This is a genomic window from Chryseobacterium sp. DT-167 (genome assembly GCF_058310155.1).
On the sequence record NZ_JBZEEQ010000015.1, the window covers coordinates 1 to 13,351 of the forward strand.

Below are 13,351 nucleotides of genomic sequence, written 5' to 3' on the forward strand. Positions count from 1 at the left end.
AGCATATATTGAAGGTATCGAGATGATGAAAGAAGTTGATCCTTCGGTAAGAATTTTAATTACCGAACCTTTAGTCAACATTGTTTCAAACGACCAGAGTCAAGCAGCAGCAGTTTTATCTGCAGAAAAGAAACATTTTGAGCAATATCAGGTTGATGATATTCTTTCGGAAGAGATTTGTCCTGAACTCCAGGGTAAACCTGAACTATGACAATCGCATATCATTACTTATGACGGATCATAAAATTAAAATAGTTCTGTTTCTATAGATATGACCTAAGTCATAATATACTTTATGATACTGTAATATCTTTGAAATACACCTAAAAAAAATTATTATGAAAAAAGTTATCACAATGGCTATCATTATTTCTCTCGCAATTGTTAGCTGTAAAAAAGAAGCGTCGACAAACCAGTCGAACAATTCTAATGCTGTATCTGCTTCCGACAATAACAGTATGCCTACCAACAATTCTTCAGGAACACCTACTGACAGTCTGAATACAGAATCGCAAAATGCTGCAATACAGAAAACTTCATCTCAGAATTCTTCGGGTAACCTTCCAAGCGATTCTTCAGGTACAGGAGGAGGATCAAAATAAAACCCAACGTATCAAAGCAGTGATGTTAACGAGGGAATGATATGCTTTAAAAGCAAAACCGGCTTTTAAAACATGTCAATTAGCATGTATATAAATTTAATAAACTTAGCAAGATGACAGGAAAGAATAACGAATATGCCCTGGTGACAGGAGCAACCAGCGGAATAGGTTTTGAGCTGGCAAAGCTTTTAGCTAATGATGGATATAACTTAGTGATTGTCGGGCGCAATCAGGAAACCCTTAATAAGGCAGCCGCTGAGTTAAAGTCGTATAGGGTTAAAATTGCCACTTTTAATAAAAATTTATTTTATCAAGATGATGTGTATTCTTTATATGCTGAATTAAAAGTAAACAATATAAGCCCATCTGTTTTAATCAATGATGCGGGTCAGGGGCTCTACGGGAAATTTCTACATACAGATTTGAACCGAGAACTTGATATGATTAATTTAAATATAGCTGCGGTCATTATATTAACAAAATTATTTTTAAAGGACAGGGTCGATAAAGGCTATGGAAAAGTCTTAAATCTGGCTTCGATTGCCAGCACTTCGCCGGGGCCGTGGCATTCTGTTTATCATGGTACAAAAGCTTTTATATTATCATGGTCTGAAGCAATCCGTGAAGAATTAAAGGATTCCGGTATTACCATTACTGCATTACTGCCAGGACCAACAGCAACAGATTTTTTTAACAAGGCATTGATGAATGACAGTAAGATTATGGAAGATTGGGAAAACTTTTCAACGGCAGAGGACGTAGCCAAAGATGGATTTACTGCGATGATGAGAGGGGATGATAAAATAATCTCCGGATTAAAAAATAAATTGACGGTTGCAATGAGCAATCTTACTACAGAAAGTATGGCTGCTCATAGAATGGGAGAAATGCAAAAGCCCCAATCACAAAAAGATTAAAATGAAAGAGCATTCGTTTTATCGAGATGGATTAATTAAGCATTGTCCTGTTTTTATTGATGCTGGTCTGCTGGGCGGTCAGTTCTTTACAGGTTGGCACACCTTCAATTCTGAATTAATGGAAAACGAAAAGCCTGTGATAACCCTGACTGGTTACCTTTCGAGCGGTCATTTTATTCAGGCAACTTTTGAAAATTGGGATAGTGAGTTTCTGCAGATGATGCTGTATATATTGCTTACAGTATCCCTACGACAGAAAGGATCGGGCGAATTCAAATCATTAGAGGGGAAGGAGGATGTAGATCGCAATCCCATGGCGCATAAAGATGCACCGTGGCCTGTAAAGAAAGGTGGTCTTATCTTGATGATCTATAAAAATTCATTATTCATCGCTTTTTTATTCTGTTTGTAGTTAGTTTTGTTTTTCATTTTTACAGAAGCCTGAAGGAATTTAACAGCGAACGACTGATATAAGATATACCCCTCCTTTCTTGGGAAGCATATATTCAGAGTTCTAGATTTTGGTTCGAATCTTGCAAAACTGGCAAAGCGAATTTTTAGCTGTTGCTTCCATCGTCATTCTGTCGATCTGGCTAAGACAAAAAGGTCCACCGGAGTCAAACCTGTGGATATACCGCATCAAGAAAATCCTTAACCAGCATTGCTTGCCGTTAACAATACACAATTTAAAATAAAATATACGATCAACCACTTATATAATTATTATGAAAAATGAACATTTGAACGAAAAAATTGATCAGCTTCAAAATTCGACCACTGACAATTCGGGTGAACTGCTGACCACGAATCAGGGTTTGAAAATCAACAACAATCAGGATTCACTGAAAGCTGGTGAAAGAGGTCCCTCTCTTCTGGAAGATTTTATTCTGAGAGAAAAGATTACCCACTTTGACCATGAAAGAATTCCTGAAAGAGTAGTGCATGCAAGAGGTTCCGGGGCTCATGGTGTTTTTAAACTAAACAAAAGTCTGGCAGAATACACCAAAGCAAAATTTTTAAATAATGTAGACGAAGAAACTCCGGTATTTGTAAGATTTTCTACGGTGGCCGGAAGCAGGGGAAGTACAGATTTAGCACGCGATGTAAGAGGCTTTTCGGTTAAGTTTTATACCCAAGAAGGAATCTATGATCTGGTAGCCAATAACATTCCTGTCTTTTTTATTCAGGATGCGATTAAGTTTCCGGATCTGGTCCATGCTGTAAAACCTGAGCCTGACAATGAAATTCCACAGGCATCATCTGCGCACAATACTTTTTGGGATTTTATTTCATTAATGCCTGAAAGTACGCATATGATCATGTGGCTGATGAGTGACCGTGCAATACCCCGAAGCTACCGTATGATGGAAGGGTTTGGTGTACATTCGTTTAAGTTTGTAAATGAAGAGGGCAAAGTCCATTTTGTAAAATTCCATTTCAAGCCGAAACTGGGTGTTCATTCTGTTGCATGGCCCGAAGCTCAGAAGATCTCAGGAAACGATCCGGATTTCCACAGAAGAGATCTTTGGGAAGCGATCGAAAACGGAGCGTTTCCTGAATGGGACTTTGGAGTACAGTTAATTCCTGAAGAAAATGAGCATGATTTCGATTTTGATTTGTTAGATCCGACGAAATTGGTTCCTGAAGAGTTGGTTCCGGTTGAATTGGTAGGTACATTGACTTTAAACAGAAATCCGGATAACTTTTTTGCCGAAACGGAGCAGGTAGCATTTCACCCGGGTCATATTGTACCGGGAATCGACTTCAGTAACGATCCTCTTTTACAAGGCAGATTATTCTCTTATACTGATACTCAGTTGACAAGATTAGGTTCGCCGAATTTTCATGAAATTCCTATCAACAGATCAATTACTACTGTTCACAACAATCATCGTGACGGTCATATGCGCCAGCAGATTGCAAAAGGAAAAGTGAGCTATGAACCAAATACTATGGGCGGCGGCTGTCCTTTTCAGGCAATGATGAAAGACGGAGGTTTTGCGTCTCAGAAAGAAAGAGTAGAAGGTCACAAAGTAAGAGCAAGAAGTGCAAGTTTTGTAGATCACTACTCGCAGGCAAAGTTATTCTATAACAGTCAGTCAACATTTGAAAAGACACACCTCCAAAATGCGTTGGTATTTGAACTTTCAAAAGTGACGATTCCTGCGATCAGAGAAAGAATGGTTGGTCAGCTAGCTTTTGTTGATAAAGATTTAGCAAACGATGTGGCTTCCCGATTAGGAGTTGAAGTGAAAATCCTTGATCAGCCCAATCAAAGTATTCCTGCGGATGCAGATCCGGCAAGCCTCCAAAGTGCAGAGATTGAACCTCAGACAAAATCTTCTGCAGCATTGAGTATGGCAAATACCATCAAAGATACTATTGAAAGCCGTATCATTGGTTTTATGATGACCAATGGCTTTGATGCTGCATCTACTGATCGTTTGATAGAAAAACTAGAAGGACAGGGAGCAGTTGTTCAGTATATTGCTGATTCGATCGCTCCTGTACAGTCTTCTGATGGACAGGCATATATTCCGGATCATGCATTATCTACAACATCAAGCGTTTGTTTTGACGCATTATATATCTGTGGAGGTGCAAAATCGGCTGAAGGTTTTGTCAAACCCGGAAATAAAAATATGACGGTAGATTTCATTAATGAAGCATTTCGTCATTGTAAAGCAATTTATTTTGGACCTGAAACCGACGTGTTGAAAAATAAGACTGATATAGCATTGATCAAGCATGAAGATCCGGGAGTAATATCCGCTGATGCTGCTGATGCCAATGATTTATTTGTAGACGCCATAGCCAATCACAGAGTCTGGGAATTTGAAAAAGAAAGAAACGGGATGTAAGGATAGAAATTTTCTTCCGCATGATCATGTAACCAAAACAAATATAGATATATGAAGCAGCAGTTTTTCATGCTCCGGGTAAAATCACCTGTGACATAGTAGATGACCCCATCATCAAAGATCCTAATGACATTATTTTTAAAGTAACCTCAACGGCAATATGTGCAGTGCTCTGCATATGTATACCGGAGGTATTCTACAAGCGCGTCCGATGGTCATAGGACATGAATTTATGGGGATTATTGAAGACGTAGGTGCCTAAATATTACCCACCTGAAAGTTGGTGACCGTGTAGTTGTTACTTTCCCCATTGTATGTAGTGGCTGTTATTTTTGTCAGCATGATCTGCTATCAGGTTGCGAGCATTCCAATCCTCAAAACTATGGTCCCGAAGGGAAGGCGGTATTCTCACAGAGAAAGGCGGTGGAATGTTTGGCTACACAGATTTGTATGGTGGTTATGACGGTGGACAGGTGCAGTACGTTCGCGTACCTTATGCAAACTTTGGTCCGCTAAAAGTTCCTGATTCCTTAACGGATGAGCAGGTTTTGTTTTTAACTGATATTTTCCCTACAGGTTATACCGGAGTAATGTGGGCAGATTTGAAAGGGGACGAAACGGTGGCTATTTTCGGTGCTGGCCCTTTCGGGTCAATGGCAGTTAAAAGTGTGATTTTACATAATGCTAAAAAAGTTATTGTGATCGATACTCAACAGTATCGGTTAGATCAGATTTCAAAACTGACAGGCTGTGAAACCGTTCTTTGGGATGATGCAGAACAAACCGTTGCGCAAATCCGTGATATGACAGATGGCCATGGTGCAGATGTATGCATTGATGCGGTAGGATTTGAACCCGACAGAATCTTGTTGACAGAGCTAAAGCGGTAATTAATTTTGAAAAAGGTTCGGTACAAGTTTTAGAGGCGTGTATGAGAGGTTCAAAAAGAGGTGGTTTTATCAATTCTGGGTGTATATCCTATGATAATTTCACAGTAGGACAATTTTTTGATATAGGCTTAACCATCAAAGCCGGACAAGTGCCCGTTCAACCGATCATTGACAAACTTCTGAATTATGTGGAAACCGGACAGGTTAAGCTGGATGATATTATTACTCATCGTTTAGCATTGGATGATGTGGCTAAAGGATATGAAATATTCCATAAAAAGAAGATGGTTGTGTAAAAGCAGTGATGGATCCATGGAAATAGCATTAGATTATAAATAAGTGTTATATTCTTATTTTGATTATAGACCTCTCTTCGCAGAGGTCTATTTTTTTTTATATCCTAAATTAATACAATAACAATATCTATTACGTTTTTTTAATAAGCCATTGCTCGTTAAATGCTTAACGAGCATATATATGAATTCTATGACTTAGGCCATAGAAGATGACAAGGTATTATAATAGCTTTGAAATATAGCAATTACAGAACGCTATTCTTAGAGAGTAAAAGCAATAAAAAACTGATCGAATAGGTGCTTTAGAATATGTCCAACTAGGTGTGCCATCGGCCCTCAAAACACGGTGTTCCAATTCTATGTTTTTTTTCTCTCGGATACATTCCTCTATTTTGCCAATTCGTTTTGGGTGCATCTGCATCTTTCAAAAAACCTTTTCCGTCGAGTTGACGAATTTCCGTCCAGTCAGGGTTCATTGAGTATACTACATCTGATGTAGCTTAAAAAAGAACATTCAGGCGATTTTCAGTTTCGATAACTCTTTGTTTTTCATAAGTATGTTTGTTCGAAAAGTTTGTCATAAACGTTCAGAGTTTAAAGTAAAAATGAATAAAGAAAGTGTTTATAGTCGTAGGAAGTGTAAAGCTTAGCACTTTTAAAATTGAATTTACGGCAGTGCACGATTAGATCGTATAAAATCGTTGCTTAAAATTTCACAAGAACTCATTACAAAGTTAGTATTACTGTAGAAATAAATAATGCTTTTACTTAAAAAAAGGAAAAGATCAAGATGTAAATTAAATTATTTAAAATGGAAACCGATCTTAGTTCTTTCTCGTATATTATATTGATTAATTTATTAATGTATCGTTTTTTTAAGATTTAAATTATACAAATTCTTATATATTTTAATGGCTAATTTCTCCGGTATTGTTACCGGAGAAATTTTTTCAACAAACATCTTAAGCATATTAAGTTTCTCTGTCAGTACTCAACAGCATCATTGCAGTTTTATTCTCTTATTAGTCAGCAGCTCATCATTTTTAAAAATAAAGGCTGTATAGTGCGAATAAGTGTTTGGTCTAAATCCTTCCAAAATGAGTACAAAATTATATATTTCAGATTATTACAGTGGATATAACGCAGTGGTTGAATGTAATTCAATGACAGTTTTGGAGGCTTTTTCTGTTAAAGATTTACTTCAATCTGACTTTGCAATTCTTTTATTTCTTTAATGAGTCTAGGAATATCCTGTTTTGCATTTGCGATGAAGTCAATGTCGGCAATTGTCGCTCCTGTAAGATGGATGTCAACACCACGATCATCTTCCGAGCCTGTTACTATAAAGCTGGCACCGTTATCATGATCGCGTCCATTGATATTTGCCTTCCATGGTCCTGTTTGACTTTGGTCAACCCGCAATTCTATTTCTTGTAATTCCTTTTCAGCTATCATAATATTTCGATTGAATTAATTTTCTACTGCTATCTATCTACTTTAGCTATTACCTAAAGTTTGTCGTTCTTTAAAAACATCATTAAAAATTGTGCCGAAGTATTTGATAACTTTTGGACACTTTCATTAAATCTTTTTTGTTAGTATAAGGAATATTCCGAATTCTGAAGTAACACACCAAGCAGTTGACTATGGTTTCGTGTGCGAAGTGTGGCATGGTATAAAAAGTTGATTTCTAAAGATTACGGGAAATTTAAATTATCTCTCTTAAATGTACTTCCCTGGCAGAACCATTTTGATGCGAGATTATTGGTAGATTTATTGATCGTTACACATGAGCATATAAGTCAGCATGGAGCGGGCATTCCACTGAATGAAAAATGTGAAACGGATAATTATGGGCCTTCAACACCTTTATTCTTGACATATTCCGAGTCGTTTACAAAAAAACGTAAAGGCAGTAATGCATGTTCCTCAGCATAACCAATTCCTATCCGGGCTGTGTTCGAAATTTGAGATGATTGATATGTTATGCTTTGATCTTCGATCCATATGCGATTTTGGGTCAGATCTTGCCTGTTAAACGACAGGTCTATGCCTAATGCTTTTGTAAGTGATCCGGGTCCTGAGGAAATTACCGGTTTTTTTGCTGGCATTTCTCGTCTTCGTTCCATTTCTGCAAAACCGTAAAAAGGTTCAATACTTCTGATGAGGACACATTTTGGATCACCTTCGATTGAAGTAACGATATTCAAAAGATGATGGATCCCATAACACAAATAAACATAAGCCAAACCACCTTTGTTATACATAACTTCTGTTCTGGGAGTACGGCGGTTCCCATAGGCATGGGATGCTTTATCTTCAATTCCGAAGTACGCTTCTGTTTCCACTATGATTCCTGCTGTAATGCTTTCGTTGATCTTTGTAAAAAGGATTTTACCCAACAGATCTTCTGCCAGAAAGGGAACGTCTGTATTGGTGTAATATTCAGATGGGAGTCTCATTGAATGAAGTTAATGTAGATGGATTATTTATATATTTTATAAAAGCCATTATGTTTTACGATTTGAAACCTGCCGAAGATCAAAAATTACAGTCGATAAGAAGCTCCAACAAAATAGTGTTTGTCTGCAGTGTGCTGCAAACCATGGTTTAATCCTGCGTCGAGTTTAAAATCTTTTATAATTTCAACTTGAATAGCGGCATTAATAAAATTTGAAAATTGATGGGTTTTGAAGTCATAAGTGTAGTAAGTTTCTGCAATACCATCTATTCCTTTTACAATCGGATGACTGATGGTAAGGGTCTGTAAAAACTCAGTATGCATTGTCGGCTGGTCTTCATCTTTTAATCGATCTAATTCTACCTGAAATCCCAACTTCCATTCTTCTGGAAGTTTGTAAGACATGGGTACGATAAATCCCGCTTCAAGGTGGCGGTCATATTCGAATGTTGATATAGGCAACCTAAGGTAGGGAAGTATTGCCAATGCAAAGTCTCCCTTGTTATTTCCGATTAGGTTTTGTTTAATGCGGAGGGTAAGATCTCCGTGTCCCTGATTTATTTCCTTGACGCCGGATTCTATTCCTTTTTCTTTTTTGATTTCATAAGTCTGATAACCAATCTGTATTGCTGTATTTCCGGTAATTCCCAGCTTTAGGTTCATCTGATTAACCAATAAAGTATGCGTTTGTGTTATTTCAGTTAATTTATTTTCCCAACGAACAAGATCAGTCTCTAACTGGAAATGTCCTGCATCAACCGTAATCGGAGACTCGGTAACATCCGGGCGGTCTGTTTCCATCTCACGCATTAGTTCTCTAGGAACTGGATTGAAGATTGAGTAATGATGCTGTTTTTTCTCTTGTGCACTGCAGACAAAAGACAGGCAGACAGTTATTAAGATTGCTGTACAAAGCTTGTATGGGTGATTCATCGTTTTTTTTGGAGACAGTACAAATTTCGTACTACTCATCATAAAATCTGAAAATGTGGTATGGAAAAAATCATTAAAGTATCTTATTTGTATTTCATTATAAATCAAATTACTTATATTATGAAAACAACAGACAACAAAAGTACAGCAGGAAAAGTGAAGGCAAAATCGTCGGCGGCCGATGGACTGCGAGAACTGTTTATTGATGAACTGAAGGACATTATCTATGCGGAAAGAGCTTTATTAAAGGCATTGCCGAAGATGGCTAAAAATGCTACAGAACCAAGATTGATTGCCGCAATCGAAGAACATGTTGTAGCTACCGAAGGCCAGGTGCGGAGACTGGACAAGATTTTTGAAATTCTTGGAGAATCGAACCGTGGCAAGAAATGTGATGCGATGGAGGGCTTTATCAAAGAAGGCGAAAGCATTTTGGAAGATACAGAGGCGGGTCCTGTTAGAGATGCCGGAATTATTTCTGCATCTCAGAAAATTGAACATTATGAAATTGCGTCCTACGGAACTTTAGCCGCTTTTGCAAAAACACTTGGTGAAGATTATGTTGCGTCATTGCTTGAAGAGACCCTTGCAGAAGAAAAAGAAGCTGATGCGCTGCTAAGCGATTCTGCATACAATTCGATTAATTTCGAAGCTTCTCAGAAAGACAACGAATAAATCAATAAAAAATCAGACTGTAATCTGCAGTCTGATTTTTTATTATCAATCTTTTTTCCAAGATAAATTTCTCTTATATAAATGATTCATCTATTAATTCCTGATTGACCATCGCGCCTGCAAGATTTCCGGTGTAAACCGCTTTTGAAATGGAGCGCATCGTAGAAGAATTATCTCCGCAAGCATAAATTCCTGGTACATCGGTCCGTTGATTGTGGTCAATCTTTATCAATCCTTTTTTGGTATAATGTAACTCAAAATGTGCCAATAGTTCAGAGCATTGTTGTTGACAGCCGACAATTGCGTAGACTACCTCAATAGATATTTTGCTCTTATCCTTAAATGCTACATGCGTTACCATTTTGTCTTGGCGAATCAATTTTTCGACCTTGATATCCCATATTGTAACATTGTTCTTTCCTAAAACAGCGAGCTGACTTTCTGTAAATTTTGCTTTCCCATCAGTTAAGATAGATATATCATTTGTTAAGTTCAAAGCGATTCCCACCATATTATATGCCGAATCACCATTTCCGAGTATCGCTGTTTTGTTATTCCTGAATTCATAACCATGACAGTAGGGGCAATGAATAACGGATGAACCCCAAAATTCCTGAAAACCTTCAATATCAGGCAGTATATCCGTGACGCCGGTCGCCAGGATTATTTTTTGAGTGGACTAGATCTTACCGGCTTTGGTATGTATAGTAAAACCCTTTTTGGTTTTTCCTCCACTTACGGCAGAATCTAGTACTGCTCGGACTGTGGAATATTTAAGCACTTTCTCCCAGAGCTTATGGTTTATATTATTTCTGTCATCACCATCGTTTGGCAGAAAATTATGTGAATCATCAGCAAAACGGTTACAGGGCTTGCCGTCATTGATAATTAATATTTTTCGTGCCATCCGTGCAAGGGTTAAAGCGGCTGACAACCCTGAATAGCTTCCGCCAATAATAATTACTTCAAAATTCTCCATGGTGTGCATATCAAGAGTTTAATATTATTTGCTGAAATGATTGATCCAACTACATTGCTGCAATACTACAAATCACACAGCACTTGAAGTGTGATCCATGTCATAAGAAGGTAGTACTAATAAAAAATTCCGAAGATGGTGATTATCATCATATAATTTTGATCTTCGTGTCTGTAGTTTTGTTCATCTGCTTTAAGGGACAGTGTTAAGTGTAGAAAGCGAAATTAATCTAAATATCAAATATCAGGTATGAATGTTAAAGGAAAATTACTGATTATCGGAGGCAAAGAAGACAGAAGCGATAATCATATTGAAATGAAAGAGAGCAATAATAATTTTTCACCTCATGAAATTCTTAAACTTCTGACAGGTTCGAAGAAGGATCGGATTGAAGTGATCACAACCGCAAGTTCTGAGCCGGAGGATTTGCTAAAGACCTATAAGGAAACTTTTTCTTCAATAGGTTTTAGCAACTTTGGCTTCATGCATATCGGTGATGATTCTGAAAATGAGGGTTACATCCAGCGGATACGCGAATCAAAGACCGTATTTTTTACCGGCGGAGACCAGAATAAAATCTGTGAAAAACTTCTGAATTCTCCGATAATAGACGTTTTAAAAGAAAAATATATGAGTGAAGAAGGTTTTATGATTGCAGGGACAAGTGCCGGAGCCATGTGCATGCCGGAAATCATCATCAGTGAAGCTGAAAACGGTGAAGCCGTGATCAGTAACGATATTGAAATGGGCAAGGGTCTTGGTCTTCTTACGAATTCACTGGTTGACACCCATTTTGTTCATAGAGGAAGGTTCGGAAGATTGGCTTATACGGTTTTAAAAAATCAGGAATTGTATGGTCTAGGACTTGGAGAAGATACGGCACTGCTCATTGAAAACGGAAATCACGCTGTTTGCAAGGGCTCAGGAATGGTTATCGTCATCAGCGCAAAAAATATCATTCAGACCAACGTGGAGTCTGCAGATCAAAATTGTCCGATTTATGCTGAAAATTTACAGGTACACCTTTTAACTGACGGCTGTTCCTTTAACTTAAACGATGGCACGATGACTGCAGCGGACTGCTCGGAAAAGGTTGACCGCCAAAATAAAGTTAAATAAAAGCACAGTAGTTATGATGAATTCAGACTTGGCAGAGAGTTCTGCAGAACAACAACCCTTAGTGCAGTCATTTGACGACCACATGATTCAATTGGAACATGTATTTAAAGAAATTGAAAACCGTTTTCTTTCACTCGGCGAAACTGTTTCAACGGCGGAAAGCGTTACGGCGTGCTTTCTCCAGTTTTCTTTTTCACAAATGAAAGACGCGTCGAAATTTTTCGAAGGTGGAATGACCGTATATACATTAAAGGAAAAAGTTAAGCTTCTAAAGGTAGACAAAGAAGAGGCATCGCAATTTGATTGTGTATCAGCTCATATCGCTGAAACCATGGCGCTGAATGTTGCAAAATTGTACGATACGGATTGGTCAATAGCAGTCACTGGCTATGCAGCACCAGTTGAAGAGTCACAAGGGGACTTGTTTGCCTATTATTCCATTTCGTATCAGGGAAAGATCATGGTTAGTGAAAAGATTGGTTTACCTTTAGACACTCAATCTATCGATGCTCAGGTTTCGTACAGTAAATCTATTTTTAAACGTTTCGAACAGGAGCTTAACCGTTGAAAGAACTTACACCACAAAATTACCACAACACTAAATTATTAAATGACTATGAAAAATTTACTGCTACATAATAAATCGGTACTTATGACGGGTGCGAATACAGGAATCGGCAAAGCCGTAGCTTTACTATTTGCTAAAGAAGGGGTAGATGTTTCGTTCATTCATTACATAGACGTTGAAGACGCCAATACAACAAAAGATAAGATCAGAACAATGGGTCGAAGATCAATTTCGTTTGACGGCATATCAGCGACAATCAATTTATTCGGCATATCGTGTCATAAACAGTTGATGAGTTTGGAACTGTCGATATTCTAGTGAACAATGCCGGAACACAGGTTCCTTGTGATAACATGGAAAATATGGATGAAAAAGATATTAGACAGACCTTCGATTCAAATATTATAGGAATGATTTTACTGACCAAAGCTGTATTTCCTTTTTTAAAGCAGGGCTATGCCATCATCAATACCACTTCAGCAACGGCCTATTTAGGGCATGAAGCACTGCTGGACTATTCCGCCTACTAAAGGGGTTATCGTATCCTTTACGCGATCACTCACTTTGCAGGCAAAACCGAAAGGAATCCGTGTCAATGCTGTGCCCCGGGTGAGTACCAACACCACTTACAGAGGAAACCTTCGGAGAGGAAGATGAAGCAAACCGCCCTTGGAACGCAATGCTTCAACGGAAGAAATCGCGGCAAGCTTCCTCTTTCTGGCATCAGAAAATGCATGTCAGGTGACAGGACAGGTCCTGCATCCTAATGGAGGCCTCATTGTTAACGGTTAACCACTTGAATAGAAACGTTTATTAAGCTTCATACAATAATGTATATTAATATCTTTCTTTAAAACTGTTTTTTTTATTAGATAGAAAATCTTAAAAATATAGAAAAGCTCCTTTAAAGTTCAATGATGAGGAAATGTCAATTTGAATCTGAAGTTTATGGTATTCGAGTTTCATTAAAATACCTTTATATGCTGCAGTCTGTATTTCAAACGCAATCTTGGTTGTAATCATAGTCAGTTCCGCTCCATGGGGTTGGTA

General features: G+C 37.9%; 20 protein-coding genes. 14 read left to right on the plus strand and 6 right to left on the minus strand.

Annotated features, from left to right (window positions below; translation table 11 throughout):
- The 8 genes from AC4FQ5_RS17220 to AC4FQ5_RS17255 form a co-directional block, all read left to right on the plus strand.
- Positions 1-211 (plus strand): hypothetical protein (locus tag AC4FQ5_RS17220; RefSeq protein WP_491145299.1); only part of this gene is annotated, 211 nt, incomplete at its 5' end.
- A gap of 127 nt (positions 212-338) precedes the next feature.
- Positions 339-602, plus strand: a complete 264-nt coding sequence (locus AC4FQ5_RS17225) for a hypothetical protein (RefSeq protein ID WP_491145301.1) — start codon at positions 339-341, stop codon at positions 600-602.
- Positions 603-715: 113 nt separating this feature from the next.
- A complete protein-coding gene (locus tag AC4FQ5_RS17230) occupies positions 716-1,519 on the plus strand; it encodes an SDR family NAD(P)-dependent oxidoreductase (protein ID WP_491145303.1) in 804 nt (267 codons plus the stop codon).
- Position 1,520: 1 nt separating this feature from the next.
- Positions 1,521-1,931 (plus strand): DUF6766 family protein, encoded by a 411-nt coding sequence (locus AC4FQ5_RS17235; RefSeq protein ID WP_491145305.1) that lies wholly within the window; start codon positions 1,521-1,523, stop codon positions 1,929-1,931.
- Between the two features lie 121 nt (positions 1,932-2,052).
- Positions 2,053-2,214, plus strand: a complete 162-nt coding sequence (locus tag AC4FQ5_RS17240) for a DUF6766 family protein (RefSeq protein ID WP_491145307.1) — start codon at positions 2,053-2,055, stop codon at positions 2,212-2,214.
- 30 nt (positions 2,215-2,244) lie between these two features.
- On the plus strand, positions 2,245-4,380 hold the full coding sequence (locus AC4FQ5_RS17245; protein WP_491145308.1) for a catalase: 2,136 nt from the start codon (positions 2,245-2,247) through the stop codon (positions 4,378-4,380).
- Positions 4,381-4,736: 356 nt separating this feature from the next.
- The gene (locus AC4FQ5_RS17250) at positions 4,737-5,270 is read left to right on the plus strand and encodes a zinc-binding dehydrogenase (RefSeq protein WP_491145310.1); all 534 of its coding nucleotides are present in this window, start codon (positions 4,737-4,739) and stop codon (positions 5,268-5,270) included.
- 41 nt (positions 5,271-5,311) lie between these two features.
- Positions 5,312-5,566, plus strand: coding sequence for a hypothetical protein (locus AC4FQ5_RS17255; RefSeq protein WP_491145312.1), 255 nt, complete (start codon positions 5,312-5,314; stop codon positions 5,564-5,566).
- A gap of 317 nt (positions 5,567-5,883) precedes the next feature.
- Here the strand turns inward: AC4FQ5_RS17255 and AC4FQ5_RS17260 are convergent, their stop codons facing one another.
- From AC4FQ5_RS17260 to AC4FQ5_RS17275, 4 genes are all read right to left on the minus strand, one after another.
- A complete protein-coding gene (locus AC4FQ5_RS17260; protein ID WP_491145313.1) occupies positions 5,884-6,042 on the minus strand; it encodes a hypothetical protein in 159 nt (52 codons plus the stop codon).
- A 712-nt stretch (positions 6,043-6,754) separates the two neighbouring features.
- On the minus strand, positions 6,755-7,021 hold the full coding sequence (locus AC4FQ5_RS17265; RefSeq protein ID WP_491145315.1) for a hypothetical protein: 267 nt from the start codon (positions 7,019-7,021) through the stop codon (positions 6,755-6,757).
- A gap of 395 nt (positions 7,022-7,416) precedes the next feature.
- Positions 7,417-8,028: a DNA-3-methyladenine glycosylase gene (locus tag AC4FQ5_RS17270; protein WP_491145317.1), complete on the minus strand. Its 612-nt coding sequence runs from the start codon at positions 8,026-8,028 to the stop codon at positions 7,417-7,419.
- A gap of 86 nt (positions 8,029-8,114) precedes the next feature.
- Entirely contained in the window at positions 8,115-8,960 is an 846-nt protein-coding gene (locus AC4FQ5_RS17275) for a transporter (RefSeq protein WP_491145318.1), read from the minus strand.
- Between the two features lie 120 nt (positions 8,961-9,080).
- Here AC4FQ5_RS17275 and AC4FQ5_RS17280 point away from each other — a divergent pair, with 120 nt between their 5' ends.
- A complete protein-coding gene (locus AC4FQ5_RS17280; protein WP_491145320.1) occupies positions 9,081-9,635 on the plus strand; it encodes a YciE/YciF ferroxidase family protein in 555 nt (184 codons plus the stop codon).
- Between the two features lie 73 nt (positions 9,636-9,708).
- Here the strand turns inward: AC4FQ5_RS17280 and AC4FQ5_RS17285 are convergent, their stop codons facing one another.
- The gene (locus AC4FQ5_RS17285; RefSeq protein ID WP_491145477.1) at positions 9,709-10,302 is read right to left on the minus strand and encodes an NAD(P)/FAD-dependent oxidoreductase; all 594 of its coding nucleotides are present in this window, start codon (positions 10,300-10,302) and stop codon (positions 9,709-9,711) included.
- A gap of 12 nt (positions 10,303-10,314) precedes the next feature.
- Complete coding sequence (locus AC4FQ5_RS17290; protein WP_491145322.1) at positions 10,315-10,614, minus strand: hypothetical protein; 300 nt, start codon at positions 10,612-10,614, stop codon at positions 10,315-10,317.
- A gap of 249 nt (positions 10,615-10,863) precedes the next feature.
- Between AC4FQ5_RS17290 and AC4FQ5_RS17295 the strand changes: the two genes are divergently transcribed.
- The 5 genes from AC4FQ5_RS17295 (at position 10,864) to AC4FQ5_RS17315 (ending at position 13,093) form a co-directional block, all read left to right on the plus strand.
- Complete coding sequence (locus tag AC4FQ5_RS17295; RefSeq protein WP_491145324.1) at positions 10,864-11,733, plus strand: cyanophycinase; 870 nt, start codon at positions 10,864-10,866, stop codon at positions 11,731-11,733.
- Between the two features lie 13 nt (positions 11,734-11,746).
- The gene (locus tag AC4FQ5_RS17300; protein WP_491145326.1) at positions 11,747-12,301 is read left to right on the plus strand and encodes a CinA family protein; all 555 of its coding nucleotides are present in this window, start codon (positions 11,747-11,749) and stop codon (positions 12,299-12,301) included.
- Between the two features lie 48 nt (positions 12,302-12,349).
- The gene (locus tag AC4FQ5_RS17305) at positions 12,350-12,619 is read left to right on the plus strand and encodes an SDR family NAD(P)-dependent oxidoreductase (protein ID WP_491145328.1); all 270 of its coding nucleotides are present in this window, start codon (positions 12,350-12,352) and stop codon (positions 12,617-12,619) included.
- Positions 12,619-12,831 (plus strand): SDR family NAD(P)-dependent oxidoreductase, encoded by a 213-nt coding sequence (locus AC4FQ5_RS17310; RefSeq protein ID WP_491145329.1) that lies wholly within the window; start codon positions 12,619-12,621, stop codon positions 12,829-12,831. The genes AC4FQ5_RS17305 and AC4FQ5_RS17310 overlap by 1 nt, the downstream gene beginning before the upstream one ends.
- 139 nt (positions 12,832-12,970) lie before the next feature.
- Complete coding sequence (locus tag AC4FQ5_RS17315; protein ID WP_491145331.1) at positions 12,971-13,093, plus strand: SDR family oxidoreductase; 123 nt, start codon at positions 12,971-12,973, stop codon at positions 13,091-13,093.
- Positions 13,094-13,351: the final 258 nt, after the last annotated feature.

Excerpts from the sequence above, each read along its gene's own strand:
- AC4FQ5_RS17225 (WP_491145301.1), top strand. The coding sequence starts at position 339 with ATGAAAAAAGTTATCACAATGGCTATCATTATTTCTCTCGCAATTGTT.
- AC4FQ5_RS17230 (WP_491145303.1), top strand. The coding sequence starts at position 716 with ATGACAGGAAAGAATAACGAATATGCCCTGGTGACAGGAGCAACCAGC.
- AC4FQ5_RS17235 (WP_491145305.1), top strand. The coding sequence starts at position 1,521 with ATGAAAGAGCATTCGTTTTATCGAGATGGATTAATTAAGCATTGTCCT.
- AC4FQ5_RS17245 (WP_491145308.1), top strand. The coding sequence starts at position 2,245 with ATGAAAAATGAACATTTGAACGAAAAAATTGATCAGCTTCAAAATTCG.
- AC4FQ5_RS17255 (WP_491145312.1), top strand. The coding sequence starts at position 5,312 with ATGAGAGGTTCAAAAAGAGGTGGTTTTATCAATTCTGGGTGTATATCC.
- AC4FQ5_RS17260 (WP_491145313.1), bottom strand. The coding sequence starts at position 6,042 with ATGAACCCTGACTGGACGGAAATTCGTCAACTCGACGGAAAAGGTTTT.
- AC4FQ5_RS17265 (WP_491145315.1), bottom strand. The coding sequence starts at position 7,021 with ATGATAGCTGAAAAGGAATTACAAGAAATAGAATTGCGGGTTGACCAA.
- AC4FQ5_RS17270 (WP_491145317.1), bottom strand. The coding sequence starts at position 8,028 with ATGAGACTCCCATCTGAATATTACACCAATACAGACGTTCCCTTTCTG.
- AC4FQ5_RS17275 (WP_491145318.1), bottom strand. The coding sequence starts at position 8,960 with ATGAATCACCCATACAAGCTTTGTACAGCAATCTTAATAACTGTCTGC.
- AC4FQ5_RS17280 (WP_491145320.1), top strand. The coding sequence starts at position 9,081 with ATGAAAACAACAGACAACAAAAGTACAGCAGGAAAAGTGAAGGCAAAA.
- AC4FQ5_RS17290 (WP_491145322.1), bottom strand. The coding sequence starts at position 10,614 with ATGGAGAATTTTGAAGTAATTATTATTGGCGGAAGCTATTCAGGGTTG.
- AC4FQ5_RS17295 (WP_491145324.1), top strand. The coding sequence starts at position 10,864 with ATGAATGTTAAAGGAAAATTACTGATTATCGGAGGCAAAGAAGACAGA.
- AC4FQ5_RS17300 (WP_491145326.1), top strand. The coding sequence starts at position 11,747 with ATGATGAATTCAGACTTGGCAGAGAGTTCTGCAGAACAACAACCCTTA.
- AC4FQ5_RS17305 (WP_491145328.1), top strand. The coding sequence starts at position 12,350 with ATGAAAAATTTACTGCTACATAATAAATCGGTACTTATGACGGGTGCG.